Source organism: Streptomyces sp. NPDC054841, assembly GCF_053611045.1.
This window is the reverse complement of record NZ_JBSGZO010000181.1, coordinates 1-14,852: the sequence shown is the minus strand read 5'-3', so window position 1 is coordinate 14,852 and position 14,852 is coordinate 1. Positions and strand designations below refer to the sequence as shown.

At 70.2% G+C, this 14,852-nt stretch carries 12 protein-coding genes; 10 read left to right on the top strand and 2 right to left on the bottom strand.

The genetic code is table 11. The annotated features are described in order from the left end of the window. Window positions 1–237: 237 nt before the first annotated feature. Window positions 238–1,017, bottom strand: coding sequence for a phosphatase (locus ACWGI8_RS23265; RefSeq protein WP_453663587.1), 780 nt, complete (start codon window positions 1,015–1,017; stop codon window positions 238–240). Between the two features lie 107 nt (window positions 1,018–1,124). After that, window positions 1,125–1,718, bottom strand: a complete 594-nt coding sequence (locus ACWGI8_RS23260) for an SACE_7040 family transcriptional regulator (RefSeq protein WP_453663586.1) — start codon at window positions 1,716–1,718, stop codon at window positions 1,125–1,127. Window positions 1,719–1,804: 86 nt separating this feature from the next. Between ACWGI8_RS23260 and ACWGI8_RS23255 the strand changes: the two genes are divergently transcribed. The 10 genes from ACWGI8_RS23255 to ACWGI8_RS23210 all read left to right on the top strand — a co-directional run bounded on the left by ACWGI8_RS23255 (window position 1,805) and on the right by ACWGI8_RS23210 (window position 14,781). Then, complete coding sequence (locus ACWGI8_RS23255; protein ID WP_453663584.1) at window positions 1,805–3,421, top strand: carboxyl transferase domain-containing protein; 1,617 nt, start codon at window positions 1,805–1,807, stop codon at window positions 3,419–3,421. 7 nt (window positions 3,422–3,428) lie between these two features. Beyond that, entirely contained in the window at window positions 3,429–5,405 is a 1,977-nt protein-coding gene (locus ACWGI8_RS23250; protein ID WP_453663583.1) for an acetyl-CoA carboxylase biotin carboxylase subunit, read from the top strand. Next, window positions 5,398–6,351 carry a hydroxymethylglutaryl-CoA lyase gene (locus tag ACWGI8_RS23245; protein WP_453663582.1) on the top strand — a complete coding sequence of 318 codons (954 nt, stop codon included), beginning with the start codon at window positions 5,398–5,400 and terminating at the stop codon, window positions 6,349–6,351. Before ACWGI8_RS23250 ends, ACWGI8_RS23245 begins: the two co-directional genes overlap by 8 nt. A gap of 2 nt (window positions 6,352–6,353) precedes the next feature. Continuing rightward, window positions 6,354–7,520 carry an acyl-CoA dehydrogenase family protein gene (locus ACWGI8_RS23240; RefSeq protein ID WP_453663581.1) on the top strand — a complete coding sequence of 389 codons (1,167 nt, stop codon included), beginning with the start codon at window positions 6,354–6,356 and terminating at the stop codon, window positions 7,518–7,520. A 112-nt stretch (window positions 7,521–7,632) separates the two neighbouring features. Continuing rightward, on the top strand, window positions 7,633–8,673 hold the full coding sequence (locus tag ACWGI8_RS23235; protein ID WP_453663580.1) for an ABC transporter substrate-binding protein: 1,041 nt from the start codon (window positions 7,633–7,635) through the stop codon (window positions 8,671–8,673). 2 nt (window positions 8,674–8,675) lie between these two features. Then, complete coding sequence (locus ACWGI8_RS23230) at window positions 8,676–9,521, top strand: siderophore-interacting protein (RefSeq protein ID WP_453663578.1); 846 nt, start codon at window positions 8,676–8,678, stop codon at window positions 9,519–9,521. A gap of 218 nt (window positions 9,522–9,739) precedes the next feature. Beyond that, entirely contained in the window at window positions 9,740–11,182 is a 1,443-nt protein-coding gene (locus tag ACWGI8_RS23225) for a pyridoxal phosphate-dependent decarboxylase family protein (RefSeq protein ID WP_453663577.1), read from the top strand. Beyond that, window positions 11,166–12,446 carry a lysine N(6)-hydroxylase/L-ornithine N(5)-oxygenase family protein gene (locus ACWGI8_RS23220; protein ID WP_453663575.1) on the top strand — a complete coding sequence of 427 codons (1,281 nt, stop codon included), beginning with the start codon at window positions 11,166–11,168 and terminating at the stop codon, window positions 12,444–12,446. The genes ACWGI8_RS23225 and ACWGI8_RS23220 overlap by 17 nt, the downstream gene beginning before the upstream one ends. After that, the gene (locus ACWGI8_RS23215) at window positions 12,443–13,006 is read left to right on the top strand and encodes a GNAT family N-acetyltransferase (protein ID WP_453663574.1); all 564 of its coding nucleotides are present in this window, start codon (window positions 12,443–12,445) and stop codon (window positions 13,004–13,006) included. The genes ACWGI8_RS23220 and ACWGI8_RS23215 overlap by 4 nt, the downstream gene beginning before the upstream one ends. Beyond that, window positions 13,003–14,781 (top strand): IucA/IucC family protein, encoded by a 1,779-nt coding sequence (locus ACWGI8_RS23210; protein ID WP_453663573.1) that lies wholly within the window; start codon window positions 13,003–13,005, stop codon window positions 14,779–14,781. The genes ACWGI8_RS23215 and ACWGI8_RS23210 overlap by 4 nt, the downstream gene beginning before the upstream one ends. The last annotated feature ends 71 nt before the right edge of the window (window positions 14,782–14,852 follow it).

The window sequence follows — 14,852 nt, the reverse complement described above, 5'->3', positions numbered from 1 at the left end:
CTCCCCCGGGTGAACACGGCCGGCCCGCGGCGACGGGTGGGCCCGGCGGGGACTCCAGGGGTCACCCCCCGGGTGAACACGGCCGGCCCGCGGCGACGGGTGGGCCCGGCGGGGGGTCCGGGGGTCCTCCCCCGGGTGAACACGGCCGGCCCGCGGCGACGGGTGGGCCCGGCGGGGACTCCAGGGGTCACCCCCCGGGTGAACACGGCCGGCCCGCGGCGGGTGGGCCGCCCGGCGTCAGAGGAGACCCGCCGCGTCCAGGAGATACGCCGTCAGCGGATCGTAGAAACGCGGGTCCGTGACATGGTCGTCCAGCGGGACCGTCACCTGAAGGGTGCCCTCCGCCTCGGCGATGAACAGTGCCGGGTCGTTGCAGTCGGCGTAGCCCACGGCGTCGATCCCGCGCTGCCCGGCGCAGCCCGCCCAGCCGTGGTCGGCGACCACGAGATCCGGCTGGGGCCGTCCCGCGCCCATCAGCCCGTCCAGAATCGCTGCCATCGGTTCCGGCGAATGGGTGTGCCACAGCGTCGCGCCGCGCTCCAGCATGGCGACATCGGCGAACTGGAAGACCATGCCCTCGTCCGCGGTGAGCCCGGACGGGATCCGGACGATCTCGCAGCCCGCGGATCTGAGCGCGTCCGCGGTCTGCCGGTGCACATCGAGCAGCCCGCCCGGGTGACCGGTCGCGAGCAGCACCGACTGCTGCGCGGCGGCCGCCTCCTTCAGCCGCGCCGCCATCCGGTCCAGGGCGTCGACGGTCAGCTCGGGGTCGATGGTGTCCTGTCCGAACCGGTACTGCGGATCGTCGTTGACGCCGCAGCGCTCGGCCATGACGGCCAGCACGTCCTGCTCGTCGCTCCAGCGGTCGCCGAGCTCCAGGCCCAGCCAGTAGTGGCGGTCTCCGTTGGCGAGCTTGCGGTAGTGGGAGAGGTTGTTGTCGCGGGGTGTGGCGACATCTCCGGCGATACGTGTGCGGACGAGGTGGTCGACGAGGGCGGCACGGTTCGGTATCGGCATGCGCCCATTGTGCCGTCAGGTGTGCGGAGCGTGCCGGGCGTCCCAAAGCCCGGACGCCGCTGCCGCCCGCCGGCCCGCCCCGTCCCGCACCGCCCCCGGGACCCGCTTCACCCGGACAGCGACGCGAACGCCCCGTGGGCCAGCTTGCGCAGCAGCGCCTCCATCGAGGCGCGGCCCGGCAGGCCGTTCCCGTACGAGCCGAGGTGCGGGGTGGAGTTGAGCAGGCCGAACACCGCGTGCACGGCCGCCCGCACCTGGCCTTCGGGGACCTCCGGGTGCAGCGTGCGGACCACGTCCACCCATAGCTCGACGTACTGCCGCTGCAGCTGTCGCACCAGCTTGCGGTCGCTGTCGCGCAGCCGGTCCAGCTCCCGGTCGTGGAGCGTGATCAGCGGGCGGTCGTCGAGGGCGAAGTCGATGTGCCCGTCGATCAGCGACGACAGAACCTGCTGCGGGACGCCGTCCGCCTCGGCGACGCGGCGCCTGCCGCCGTCCAGCAGCCGGCCGGAGATGCCGACCAGCAGCTCGGCGAGCATCGCGTCCTTGCCTGCGAAGTGGCGGTACAGCCCGGGGCCGCTGATTCCGACAGCGGCGCCTATCTCGTCCACGCCGACTCCGTGGAAGCCGCGCTCGGCGAAGAGGCGGGCGGCTTCCTTGAGGATCTGCTCGCGACGGGTCGGGGAGTCGGTCCGGGTGCTCATGCAATTGATTCTAGACAAGGCAGTTAGCGCTCGTTAACCTGAAGGAAATGGGTTAACGCTCATTAACACGAAGGGAGTCCTGCCGGATGCAGCAGGCACCTGTGCTGGCGAGCGCGGCAGACCCCGCCTCCGCCGCCTGGCAGGCCAATGAGGCGGCACACCGCGCCCTGGCCGACACGTTGCGCGCGAAGCTCGGCGCGGCCCGGCTGGGCGGCGGCGAGAAGGCCCGCGCCCGGCACACCGCGCGCGGGAAACTGCTGCCGCGCGAGCGGGTGGACACCCTCCTGGACCCGGGCTCGCCCTTCCTGGAGCTGGCGCCGCTCGCCGCCGAGGGGATGTACGGCGGGCAGGCCCCGGCCGCCGGGGTGATCGCCGGCATCGGCCGGGTCAGCGGCCGCGAGGTCGTGATCGTCGCCAACGACGCCACGGTCAAGGGCGGCACGTACTACCCGATGACGGTGAAGAAGCACCTCCGCGCCCAGGAAGTCGCGCTGGAGAACAGGCTGCCGTGCGTCTATCTGGTCGACTCCGGCGGCGCCTTCCTGCCGATGCAGGACGAGGTCTTCCCGGACCGAGACCACTTCGGCCGGATCTTCTACAACCAGGCGCGGCTCTCCGGCGCCCGCATCCCGCAGATCGCGGCGGTGCTCGGCTCCTGCACGGCCGGCGGGGCGTACGTCCCGGCGATGAGCGACGAGGCCGTGATCGTGCGGAACCAGGGGACGATCTTCCTGGGTGGCCCGCCGCTGGTGAAGGCCGCGACCGGCGAGGTGGTCACGGCCGAGGAGCTCGGCGGCGGCGAGGTCCACTCCCGGGTCTCCGGCGTCACCGACCATCTGGCCGAGGACGACGCCCACGCCCTGCGCATCGTCCGCAACATCGTCGCGACACTGCCGGAGCGCGGGCCGCTCCCCTGGTCGGTGGAGCCCGCCGAGGAGCCGAAGGTCGATCCGTTCGGGCTGTACGGCGCGGTGCCGGTGGATTCGCGCACCCCGTACGACGTGCGGGAGGTCATCGCCCGCATCACGGACGGTTCACGCTTCGCCGAGTTCAAGTCGGAGTTCGGGCAGACGCTCGTCACCGGCTTCGCCCGGATCCACGGCCATCCGGTCGGGATCGTCGCCAACAACGGCATTCTGTTCTCCGAATCCGCCCAGAAGGGCGCGCACTTCATCGAGCTGTGCGACCAGCGCGGCATCCCGCTGCTGTTCCTGCAGAACATCTCGGGCTTCATGGTCGGCAAGGACTACGAGGCGGGCGGCATCGCCAAGCACGGCGCCAAGATGGTCACGGCCGTGGCGTGCACGCGCGTGCCGAAGCTGACGGTCGTCGTCGGCGGTTCGTACGGCGCGGGCAACTACTCGATGTGCGGCCGGGCCTATTCACCGCGCTTCCTGTGGATGTGGCCCAACGCCAAGATCTCGGTCATGGGCGGCGAGCAGGCCGCCTCGGTGCTCGCGACCGTCAAGCGCGACCAGATCGAGGGCCGCGGCGAGGAGTGGCCGGCCGACGAGGAAGAGGCCTTCAAGGCCCCGATCCGCGCCCAGTACGAGCAGCAGGGCAGCGCGTACTACGCGACGGCCCGGCTGTGGGACGACGGAGTGATCGACCCGCTGGAGACGCGGCAGGTGCTGGGTCTGGCCCTGACCGCGTGTGCCAATGCCCCGCTGGGTGAGCCCGGCTTCGGCGTCTTCCGGATGTGAGGGACTGATGTTTGACACTGTTCTGGTCGCCAACCGCGGCGAGATCGCGGTCCGCGTCATCCGCACGCTCCGGGCCATGGGGATCCGCTCCGTCGCCGTCTTCAGTGACGCGGACGCCGACGCCCGGCACGTCCGGGAGGCGGACACGGCGGTGCGGCTGGGCCCGCCGCCTGCCGCCGAGAGCTATCTGTCCGTCGAGCGCCTGCTGGACGCGGCAAGGCGCAGCGGCGCGCAGGCGGTCCACCCGGGCTACGGCTTCCTCGCGGAGAACACCCGGTTCGCGCAGGCGTGCGCGGACGCGGGCCTGGTCTTCATCGGGCCGCCGGCCGAGGCGATCTCCCTGATGGGCGACAAGATCCGCGCGAAGGAGACCGTGCGGCTGGCCGGCGTTCCGGTGGTCCCGGGTTCTTCGGGATCCGGCCTGACGGATGACCAACTGGCCGAAGCCGCCCGCGAGATCGGCATGCCGGTGCTGCTGAAGCCCTCCGCCGGCGGCGGCGGCAAGGGCATGCGGCTCACCCGTGTGGAGTCGGCCCTGCTGGACGAGATCGCGGCGGCCAGGCGCGAGGCGCGGGCGTCGTTCGGCGACGACACGCTGCTCGTGGAGCGCTGGATCGACCGCCCGCGGCACATCGAGATCCAGGTCCTCGCGGACGGTCACGGCAATGTGGTGCACCTCGGCGAGCGCGAGTGCTCGCTGCAGCGCCGCCACCAGAAGATCATCGAAGAGGCCCCGTCCGTCCTGCTCGACGAGAAGACCCGGGCGGCGATGGGCGAGGCGGCGGTGCAGGCGGCGCGCTCCTGCGGCTACCGGGGCGCGGGCACGGTGGAGTTCATCGTCCCGGGCGGCGATCCCTCCGCGTACTACTTCATGGAGATGAACACGCGCCTCCAGGTCGAGCACCCGGTCACCGAGCTGATCACGGGCCTGGACCTGGTGGAGTGGCAGCTCCGCGTCGCGGCGGGCGAGCGGCTGCCGTTCACGCAGGACGACATCGCGCTCACCGGCCACGCCATCGAGGCCCGTATCTGCGCCGAAGACCCGTCCCGCGGCTTCCTGCCCTCCGGCGGCACGGTCCTCGCCCTCCACGAACCCCAGGGCGACGGCATCCGCACGGACTCGGGCCTCAGCCAGGGCACTGAGGTCTCCAGCCTGTACGACCCGATGCTGTCGAAGGTCATCGTGTACGGCCCCGACCGCGCGACCGCCCTGCGCAAGCTGCGCGCGGCCCTCGCGGACACGGTCACCCTGGGCGTCCCGACGAACGCGGGCTTCCTGCGCCGTCTGCTGGCCCACCCGGCGGTCGTGTCCGGCGATCTGGACACAGGACTCGTGGAGCGGGAGGTGGACGGGCTGGTCCCGGACGGCGTCCCGGACGAGGTCTACGAGGCGGCAGCGCTGCTGCGGCAGCCGTCCCCGTCCGCGGGCCCGGGCGGCTGGGTCGACCCGTTCTCCGTCCCGAGCGGCTGGCGGCTCGGCGGCGAACCGGCCCCGACGGTGCACCATTTCCGCGTCCCGGGCAACGACCCGGTGGAGGTCCGGGTGCCCTTTACGGATACACGGGCCGCGCTCGCGGAAGAGGGCGGCACCGTCACCGTCGAACTCGACGGCGTCACCCACACCTTCAGCTACGCCACCGCCCCCGGAGGGACCTGGCTCGGCCGGGACGGCGACTCCTGGCACGTCCAGGACCACGACCCCGTGACCGAAAGCCTGCGCGGCGCCTCGCGGCAGGGCGCGGACACGCTCGCCGCACCCATGCCCGGGACCGTCACGGTCGTCAAGGTGGCCGTCGGGGACGAGGTGGACGCCGGCCAGAGCCTGCTCGTCGTCGAGGCGATGAAGATGGAGCACGTCATCTCTGCCCCGCACGCCGGCACCGTCACCGAGCTGGACGTCATCCCGGGGACGACCGTCGCCATGGACCAGGTCCTGGCCGTCGTCACCCCGCACGCGGAGAGCCAGGAGGCGAGCGATGACTGACGGACTGCCGATGGAGGTGCCCGTCGCGGACCTCCCGCCGCGGGTGCGGATCCATGAAGTGGGGCCCCGGGACGGGCTGCAGAACGAGAAGGGCGTCATCCCCACGGACGTGAAGGCGGAGTTCATCCACCGCCTCGCCGACGCCGGGCTGACGACCATCGAGGCGACCAGCTTCGTCCACCCCAAGTGGGTGCCCCAACTGGCCGACGCCGAGGACCTGTTCCCCCGGATCGCCGGCATCCAGGGCGTCGCCCTGCCCGTCCTCGTGCCGAACGAGCGCGGGCTCGACCGGGCCATCGCCCTCGGTGCGCGCCGTATCGCCGTCTTCGGCTCGGCGACCGAGACCTTCGCAGCCCGCAATCTCAACCGCACGATCGGCGAGTCGCTCGCCATGTTCGAGCCGGTCGTCGCCCGCGCCAGAGCGGACGAGATCCATGTCCGCGGCTATCTCTCGATGTGCTTCGGCGATCCGTGGGAGGGCAAGGTCCCCGTCCACCAGGTCGTCCGCGTCGCGAAGCAGCTGATGGACCTGGGCTGCGACGAGCTCAGCCTCGGCGACACGATCGGCGTCGCCACCCCCGGCCATGTCCTCGCCCTGCTCGCCCAGCTGAACGAGGAGGGGGTGCCCACCAGCGCCATCGGGGTGCACTTCCACGACACCTACGGCCAGGCGCTGGCCAACACCTTCGCGGCGCTGGAGCACGGCGTCACGACCGTCGACGCCTCGGCCGGCGGCCTCGGCGGCTGCCCGTACGCGAAGAGCGCCACCGGAAACCTCGCCACCGAAGACCTCGTGTGGATGCTCCACGGCCTCGGTATCGAGACCGGAGTCGATCTCGACCGGCTCATCGCCACCAGCGTATGGCTGGCCGAGCGGCTGGGCCGTCCCAGCCCTTCCCGCACCGTTCGTGCCCTCGCGGGCACGGCCTCCCACAAGGAGTCCTAGTCATGTCGCTCGACCACCGCCTCGCCCCCGAGCACGAGGAACTCCGGCGCACCGTCAAGGAGTTCGCCCACGACGTCGTCGCCCCGAAGATCGGCGACTTCTACGAGCGGCACGAGTTCCCTTACGAGATCGTCCGCGAGATGGGCCGGATGGGCCTGTTCGGGCTGCCCTTCCCCGAGGAGTACGGCGGGATGGGCGGCGACTACCTCGCGCTCGGTATCGCTCTGGAGGAGCTGGCCCGCGTCGACTCGTCCGTCGCGATCACCCTGGAGGCCGGGGTCTCCCTCGGTGCCATGCCCGTCTTCCGCTTCGGCACGGAGGAGCAGAAGCGCGAGTGGCTGCCCCGGCTGTGTTCCGGTGAGGTCCTCGGCGCCTTCGGGCTGACCGAGCCGGACGCCGGTTCGGACGCGGGCGGCACGAAGACCACCGCCGTGCGCGACGAGGCGACGGGCGAGTGGGTGATCAACGGCGCCAAGTGCTTCATCACCAACTCCGGTACGGACATCACGGGCCTGGTCACGGTCACCGCCGTCACCGGCCGCACGCCCGAGGGCAAGCCGCTCATCTCCTCGATCATCGTCCCGTCCGGCACTCCCGGCTTCACGGTCGCCGCGCCCTACTCCAAGGTGGGGTGGAACGCGTCGGACACGCGCGAGCTGTCGTTCTCCGACGTCCGTGTCCCGCTGGCGAATCTGCTCGGCGAGGAGGGCCGCGGGTACGCGCAGTTCCTGCGCATCCTCGACGAGGGCCGGATCGCCATCGCCGCGCTCGCGACGGGCCTCGCCCAGGGCTGTGTGGACGAGTCCGTGAAGTACGCGAAGGAGCGGCACGCCTTCGGCCGCCCGATCGCCGACAACCAGGCCATCCAGTTCAAGATCGCGGACATGGAGATGCGGGCGCACATGGCCCGTATCGGCTGGCGCGACGCGGCGTCCCGCCTCGTCCACGGCGAGCCGTTCAAGAAGGAGGCGGCGCTGGCGAAGCTGTACTCCTCGACGGTCGCCGTCGACAACGCGCGCGAGGCCACCCAGATCCACGGCGGCTACGGCTTCATGAACGAGTACCCGGTCGCCAGGATGTGGCGGGACTCCAAGATCCTGGAGATCGGCGAAGGCACGAGCGAGGTCCAGCGCATGCTGATCGCCCGGGAGTTGGGCCTGTCCGCGTAACGCTTCGGTCGCGTGGCCGGGGGCTCCCCCTGGACAAGATCTGAGGTTAGGCTAACCTACCTTCGAACTTGCCCAGAGGCCGCCCCCGGCACGCATCGAAAGCGAAACCCTCATGCCCAATGCCCGCGCTTCCCACCTCACCCGTCGCGGTCTGCTCGCCGCGGGCGGCGCCCTCGGGCTCGGCGTCGCACTCACCGCCTGCGGCACCGAGAACAAGAGCGACTCGGCCTCCGACGCGAAGAAGTCCGGCCCCTGGGAGTTCAAGGACGACCGCGGCCAGACGGCCACGACGAAGTCCGCCCCGAAGAACATCGTCGCGTTCACCGGCATGGCGGCCGCGCTCCACGACTTCGGCATCGAGGTGAAGGGCGTCTTCGGCCCGACGTACGTCGAGGACAAGGCGAAGGGCACGAAGACCCGCGACGTCCAGGCGGGCGACCTCGACATCAACAAGGTCAAGGTCCTCGGCAACGTCTGGGGCGAGTTCAACGTCGAGCAGTACGCGGCGCTCGCGCCCGACGTGCTGATCACCGACATGTGGGAGAAGAACGCCCTCTGGTACGTGCCGGACCAGTCCAAGGACAAGATCCTCAAGCTGGCCCCGAGCGTCGCCCTGTGGGCCTCCGACAACTCGATGCCCAAGGTGCTCCAGCGCCACGTCGACCTGGCCGAGTCCCTCGGCGCCGACGTCAAGACCAAGAAGCTCGCCGACGCCAAGGCCGCCTTCGAGAAGGCCGCCGCCCGGCTGCGCGCCGCCGCGAAGGCAAAGCCGGAGATCAAGGTGCTCATCGGCTCCGCGAGCGCCGACCTGTTCTACGTCTCCACCCCGGTCCGGCCGACCGACACGCTCTACTTCAAGGAGCTCGGCGTCAACCTGGTGACGCCCACCAAGCTCGACGCCGGCGGCTGGTTCGAGGGCCTCAGCTGGGAGAACGTCGACAAGTACAAGGCCGACATCATCATGATGGACAACCGCGCCTCGGCCATCCAGCCCGACGCCCTGAAGTCCAAGCCGACGTGGGCGCAGCTGCCCGCCGTCAAGGCCGGCCAGGTCATCCCGCGCGTCACCGAGCCGATCTACTCGTACGAGAAGTGCACGCCGATCCTCGAGGACCTGGCGAAGGCCATCGAGAACGCGAAGAAGGTCGCCTGACCATGACGACCGCCGTAGCCGCCCCGTTCCGTTTCTTCCCCCTGCAGGTCGTTCGGACGCGGCGGCTCGGCCCGTCGCTGGTGCGTGTCACCTTCGGTGGAGAAGCCCTCGCGGACTTCGAGTCCGGAGGCCGCGACCAGTCCCTCTCGCTCTTCCTGCCGCACCCCGGCCAGGAGGCCCCGGTCGTCCCGCTGTCGGACGACGGGGACATGTACGCCACGCTCGGCGCCTGGCGGGCGCTGCCCGATGACGTGCGGGCCGTGATGCGCTCGTACACGGTGCGGGAACAGCGCCCCGAGGCCGGCGAACACGGCGAGATCGACATCGACTTCGCCGTCCACCCGGACGGCGGCCCCGCCTGCCGCTGGGCGCAGAAAGCTTCCGCCGGTGACCGCGTGACGGTCCTCGGCCCCGCGGTGCCGGACAACACGGCCGTACGCTTCCGGCTGCCCGACGACGCCGACTCGGTGCTGATCTGGGCCGACGAGACGGCGCTGCCGGCCGCTTCGGCGATTCTGGAGTCGCTGCCCGCCGGTATCCGCGCGCAGGCCTGGCTCGAAGTCCCGCACACCGGGGACCGGCTGGAGCCGGCCACCGCCGCCGACGCCCGAGTCACCTGGCTGGTGCGGGACGAGGGTGCCCCCCGCGCCGTCGAGGCCGTGCGCGCCGCCGAGTTCGCCGGCTCTCCGTACGCCTGGATCGCGGGCGAGTCCGGCTCGGTCAAGGCGCTGCGGCGTCATCTGGTGGGTGAGCGTGAACTCGACCGCCGTCGCGTCACGTTCGTCGGCTACTGGCGCAAGGGCCTCAGCGAGGACGCCCTGCGCGAGACCCCTGACGACGACGCGTAACCCGCACGTGGCCGCACAGCCGCGCAGCCACACAGCCGCAGAGTCCTGTCGCGGCAGCGCACCGCCACGCGACGAAGTGTGACCCAACTCCCGTGTCCCGTAAGGCGCGAGGGGTCGGCATGGCGTGAAACTTAGGTTAGGCTAACCTAAGTTCGACGTCGTCCCCTCGCCCCTCTCCCCGGGGGGCGACACGTCCCCGCACCGGGAGGACCCCCACCATGCGCTCGCACCTGCTCAATGACACAACGGCGGAGCGTTACCGGCGCTCCGTGACCGAAGGAGTCGAGCGGGTGGCGAACAAACTCGCCACGACCCGGCAGCCGTTCACCGGGGTGACCCCCGACGAACTCGCTCCCACGATCGCCGGCGTCGATCTCGACCAGCCCCTCGGTGACGCCTCCGCCGCACTCGACGAGCTGGAGCAGGTCTACCTGCGCGACGCGGTCTACTTCCACCACCCCCGCTACCTGGGCCACCTCAACTGCCCGGTCGTCATCCCCGCCGTCGTGGGCGAGGCGGTCCTCTCCGCGGTCAACTCCTCCCTGGACACCTGGGACCAGAGCGCGGGCGGCACGCTCATCGAGCGCCGCCTCATCGACTGGACCGCCGGCCGGATCGGCCTCGGCCCCGCCGCCGACGGCGTGTTCACCAGCGGTGGCACGCAGTCCAACCTGCAGGCGATGCTGCTCGCCCGCGAAGAGGCCAAGACGGACGACCTGTCGAAACTTCGCATCTTCGCCTCCGAGTGCAGCCACTTCAGCGTCCAGAAGTCCGCGACGCTGCTCGGCCTCGGCCGCGACGCCGTCGTCTCCGTCCCGGTCGACGGGGAGCGGCGCATGCAGACGGTCGCCCTCGCCGCCGAGCTGGCGAAGTGCAGGCGGGACGGACTGACCCCGATGGCGGTCGTCGCCACCGCCGGCACCACCGACTTCGGCTCCATCGACCCGCTGCCCGAGATCGCCGGGCTCTGCGACCAGTACGGCGCCTGGATGCATGTGGACGCCGCCTACGGCTGCGGACTGCTCGCCTCCCCCACCCGCCGGCACCGGCTGGAGGGCATCGAGCACGCCGACTCGGTCACCGTCGACTACCACAAGTCCTTCTTCCAGCCGGTGAGTTCGTCGGCCGTACTGGTCCGGGACGGGGCGACGCTGCGCCACGCCACGTACCACGCGGACTACCTCAACCCGCGGCGCACGGTCGAGGAGAGGATCCCCAACCAGGTCGACAAGTCGCTCCAGACCACCCGCCGCTTCGACGCCCTCAAGCTGTGGATGACCCTGCGGGTCATGGGCGCCGACGGCGTCGGTCAGCTCTTCGACGAAGTCTGCGACCTCGCCGAAGAGGGCTGGCAGCTGCTGGCCGGCGACCCGCGCTACGACGTCGTCGTCGAGCCCCGGCTGTCCACGCTGGTCTTCCGCTACATCCCGGAGCACGTGACCTCCCCGGCCGAGATCGACCGCGCCAACCTGCACGCCCGCAAGGCCCTGTTCGCCTCCGGCGAGGCCGTGGTCGCCGGGACCAGGGTCGACGGCCGCCAGTACCTGAAATTCACCCTGCTGAACCCCGAGACGACCGTGCAGGACATCGCCGCCGTCCTCGATCTGATAGCCGGCCACGCCGAGCAGTACCTTGGAGAGAACCTTGTCCACGCCTCCTGAGCACCGTGACATCCACGATTTCATCGGTATCGGACTCGGCCCGTTCAACCTCGGCCTCGCCTGCCTGACCGAGCCCATCGACGAACTGAACGGCGTCTTCCTGGAGTCCAAGCCGGACTTCGAATGGCACTCGGGGATGTTCCTCGACGGCGCCCATCTCCAGACACCGTTCATGTCGGACCTGGTCACCCTCGCCGACCCGACGTCGCCCTACTCCTTCCTCAACTATCTGAAGGAGAAGGGCCGGCTCTACTCGTTCTACATCCGCGAGAACTTCTATCCGCTGCGGACCGAGTACAACGACTACTGCCGCTGGGCCGCCGCCAAACTGGGCAGCATCCGCTTCAACACGACGGTGACGAAGGTCGCGTACGACGCCGGAAGCGAGCTGTACTGCGTCCACACCACCGACGGCACGACCTACCGCGGCCGCCGGCTCGTCCTGGGCACCGGCACCCCGCCGTACGTCCCAGACGCCTGCCAGGGCCTCGACGGCGACTTCGTCCACAACTCGCGCTACCTCCAGGCCAAGGAGGAGCTGCAGAGCAAGAAGTCCATCACCCTGGTCGGCAGCGGGCAGAGCGCCGCGGAGATCTATTACGATCTCCTCGCCGAGATCGACGTCCACGGCTACCGGCTCAACTGGGTCACCCGCTCCCCGCGGTTCTTCCCGCTGGAGTACACCAAGCTGACCCTGGAGATGACCTCTCCGGAGTACGTCGACTACTTCCACGCGCTGCCGGAGGCCACCCGCTACCGGCTGGAGTCGCAGCAGAAGACCCTCTTCAAGGGCATCGACGGAGACCTCATCAACGAGATCTTCGATCTGCTCTACCAGAAGAACCTCGGCGGCCCGGTCCCGACCCGGCTGCTCACCAACACCGCACTCCACACCGCCTCGTACAAGGACGGCACGTACACCCTGGGGCTGCGCCAGGAGGAGCAGGAGAAGGACTTCGAGATCGAGACCGAGGGCCTGATCCTGGCCACCGGCTACAAGTACGTCACCCCCGAGTTCCTGGAGCCCGTGCGCGACCGTATCCGCTGGGACGGTCAGGGCCGCTTCGACCTCGCCCGCAACTACGCCATCGACATCACCGGGCGCGGCATCTTCCTGCAGAACGCCGGGGTGCACACGCACTCCATCACCTCGCCCGACCTGGGCATGGGCGCGTACCGCAACGCGTACATCATCGGTGAGCTGCTCGGCAGCGAGTACTACCCCGTAGAGAAGACCATCGCGTTCCAGGAGTTCGCCGTATGAGCACCACCGCCCCCGCCCTGGGGACGTTCACCGTCCGTCCCCTCGACCCGATCGCGGACGCCGAGCTTCTGCACGGCTGGGTCACCCACCCCAAGGCCGCCTTCTGGATGATGCAGAACGCCAAACTCCACGACGTCGAGCGCGAGTACATGGCGATCGCGGCCGCCGAGCACCACGACGCGTTCATCGGCCTCCACGACGGCGAGCCCGCCTTCCTCATGGAGCGGTACGACCCGGCGTACGTCGAGCTGGTCGGCCTGTACGAGCCGCAGCCGGGCGATGTCGGCATGCACTTCCTGGTAGCCCCGACCGACACTCCGGTTCACGGCTTCACGCGTGCCGTGATCACCGCGGTGATGCGGGAACTGTTCGCGGACCCGGCGACCGAGCGCGTCGTCGTCGAGCCGGACGTGGCGAACAAGGCCGTCCACGCGCTCAACGAGGCCGTCGGCTTCATACCCGAGCGCGAGATACAGAAGCCCGAGAAGAAGGCCCTGCTGAGCTTCTGCACGCGTGAGCAGTTCGAGGCGGCCGTGGCTGCCGAGGGGGTGGCCCGGTGAGCGCCCCGATCGACAGCGTCTCCCACCTCACCCCCGAGCTGTGGGCCGAGGCCAACCGGCAGTTGATCCGCAAGGGTCTCGCCGAGTTCTCCCACGAGCGGCTGCTCACGCCTCGCGCGCATGAAGACGACCGCTACTCGGTGCTGAGCGACGACGGCAGGACCGAGTACCGCTTCACGGCCGGCCGGCTGGCCCTCGACCACTGGCAGGTCGACGCGGACTCCATCTCGCGCCACCGTGACGGGGTCCGGATCCCGCTGGACGCCCTGGAGTTCTTCACCGAACTGCGCGGTGCACTGGGCCTGTCCGACGAGGTCCTTCCCGTCTATCTGGAGGAGATCTCCTCCACCCTGTCCGGTACGGCCTACAAGCTCACCAAGCCCGAGGTGCCCGCCACCACGCTCGCCGGCGCCGGGTTCCAGGCGATCGAGACGGGGATGACCGAGGGGCACCCCTGCTTCGTCGCCAACAACGGACGGCTGGGCTTCGGCGTGCACGAGTACCACCGGTACGCCCCCGAGGCCGCGGCCCCGGTCCGGCTCCTGTGGGTCGCCGCGCACCGCTCCCGCGCGAGTTTCACCTCCTGCACGGACCTCGGCTACGAGAACCTGCTGCGGGCCGAGCTGGGCGAGGAGACGCTCGGCCGCTTCGACGCCCGGCTGCGCGGGCTCGGCCTGGACCCCGACGACTATCTGCTGATGCCGGTCCACCCCTGGCAGTGGTGGAACAAGCTCTCCGTCACCTTCGCCGCCGAGATCGCCCAGCGCCGTCTGGTGCCGCTCGGCGAGGGCGACGACGAGTACCTGGCCCAGCAGTCGATCCGTACCTTCTTCAACACCAGCGACCCGGCCAAGCACTATGTGAAGACGGCGATGTCCGTCATCAACATGGGCTTCATGCGCGGCCTGTCCGCCGCGTACATGGAGGCGACGCCCGCCATCAACGACTGGCTGGCCGCGCTGATCGCGAGCGACGACGTGCTGAAGGCGGCGCGCTTCTCGATCATCCGGGAGCGCGCGGCGGTCGGCTACCGGCACCTCGAGTACGAGGCCGCCACGGACCGCTTCTCCCCGTACCGCAAGATGCTCGCCGCGCTCTGGCGCGAGAGCCCGGTGGCCACGCTGGAAGGCGGCGAGCGGCTGGCCACGATGGCCTCGCTGGTGCACACCGACCGCTCCGGGAAGTCGTTCACGGGCGCGCTGATCACGGAGTCGGGGCTGGCTCCCGAGGTGTGGCTGCGCGGCTACCTGGACGCGTATCTGCTGCCGGTGCTGCACTGCTTCTACGCGTACGACCTCGTGTACATGCCGCACGGCGAGAACGTCATCCTCGTCATCGAGGACGGCGTGGTGAAGCGCGCGATCTTCAAGGATCTCGCCGAGGAGATCTGTGTGATGGACCCGGACGCGGTCCTTCCGCCGGCCGTGGAGCGGGTCCGTGCCGAGGTCCCCGAGGACATGAAGCTGCTGTCGGTCTTCACCGATGTCTTCGACTGCTTCTTCCGCTTCCTCAGCGCCACGCTGGTGACGGAAGGCGTGCTGGACGAGGACGCGTTCTGGCGGACGGTCGCCGAATGCGTCACCGCGTACCAGGAGTCGATGCCGCAGCTGGCCGACAGGTTCGCCCAGTACGACATGTTCGCCGAGGAGTTCGCGCTGTCCTGCCTCAACCGGCTGCAGCTGCGCAACAACAAGCAGATGGTGGATCTCGCGGACCCGTCGGGCGCGCTCCAGCTGGTGGGCAACCTGGGGAACCCGATCGCGCGGTTCAGGTAGGCCTCGGGCCACAGACGGCGGGCGCCCTCCGAGTACGCGGCAGTCGACAGCGGCTGCGCCGCGGGTCGGAG

Excerpts from the sequence above, each read along its gene's own strand:
- ACWGI8_RS23265 (WP_453663587.1), bottom strand. The coding sequence starts at position 1,017 with ATGCCGATACCGAACCGTGCCGCCCTCGTCGACCACCTCGTCCGCACA.
- ACWGI8_RS23260 (WP_453663586.1), bottom strand. The coding sequence starts at position 1,718 with ATGAGCACCCGGACCGACTCCCCGACCCGTCGCGAGCAGATCCTCAAG.
- ACWGI8_RS23255 (WP_453663584.1), top strand. The coding sequence starts at position 1,805 with ATGCAGCAGGCACCTGTGCTGGCGAGCGCGGCAGACCCCGCCTCCGCC.
- ACWGI8_RS23250 (WP_453663583.1), top strand. The coding sequence starts at position 3,429 with ATGTTTGACACTGTTCTGGTCGCCAACCGCGGCGAGATCGCGGTCCGC.
- ACWGI8_RS23245 (WP_453663582.1), top strand. The coding sequence starts at position 5,398 with ATGACTGACGGACTGCCGATGGAGGTGCCCGTCGCGGACCTCCCGCCG.
- ACWGI8_RS23240 (WP_453663581.1), top strand. The coding sequence starts at position 6,354 with ATGTCGCTCGACCACCGCCTCGCCCCCGAGCACGAGGAACTCCGGCGC.
- ACWGI8_RS23235 (WP_453663580.1), top strand. The coding sequence starts at position 7,633 with ATGCCCAATGCCCGCGCTTCCCACCTCACCCGTCGCGGTCTGCTCGCC.
- ACWGI8_RS23230 (WP_453663578.1), top strand. The coding sequence starts at position 8,676 with ATGACGACCGCCGTAGCCGCCCCGTTCCGTTTCTTCCCCCTGCAGGTC.
- ACWGI8_RS23225 (WP_453663577.1), top strand. The coding sequence starts at position 9,740 with ATGCGCTCGCACCTGCTCAATGACACAACGGCGGAGCGTTACCGGCGC.
- ACWGI8_RS23215 (WP_453663574.1), top strand. The coding sequence starts at position 12,443 with ATGAGCACCACCGCCCCCGCCCTGGGGACGTTCACCGTCCGTCCCCTC.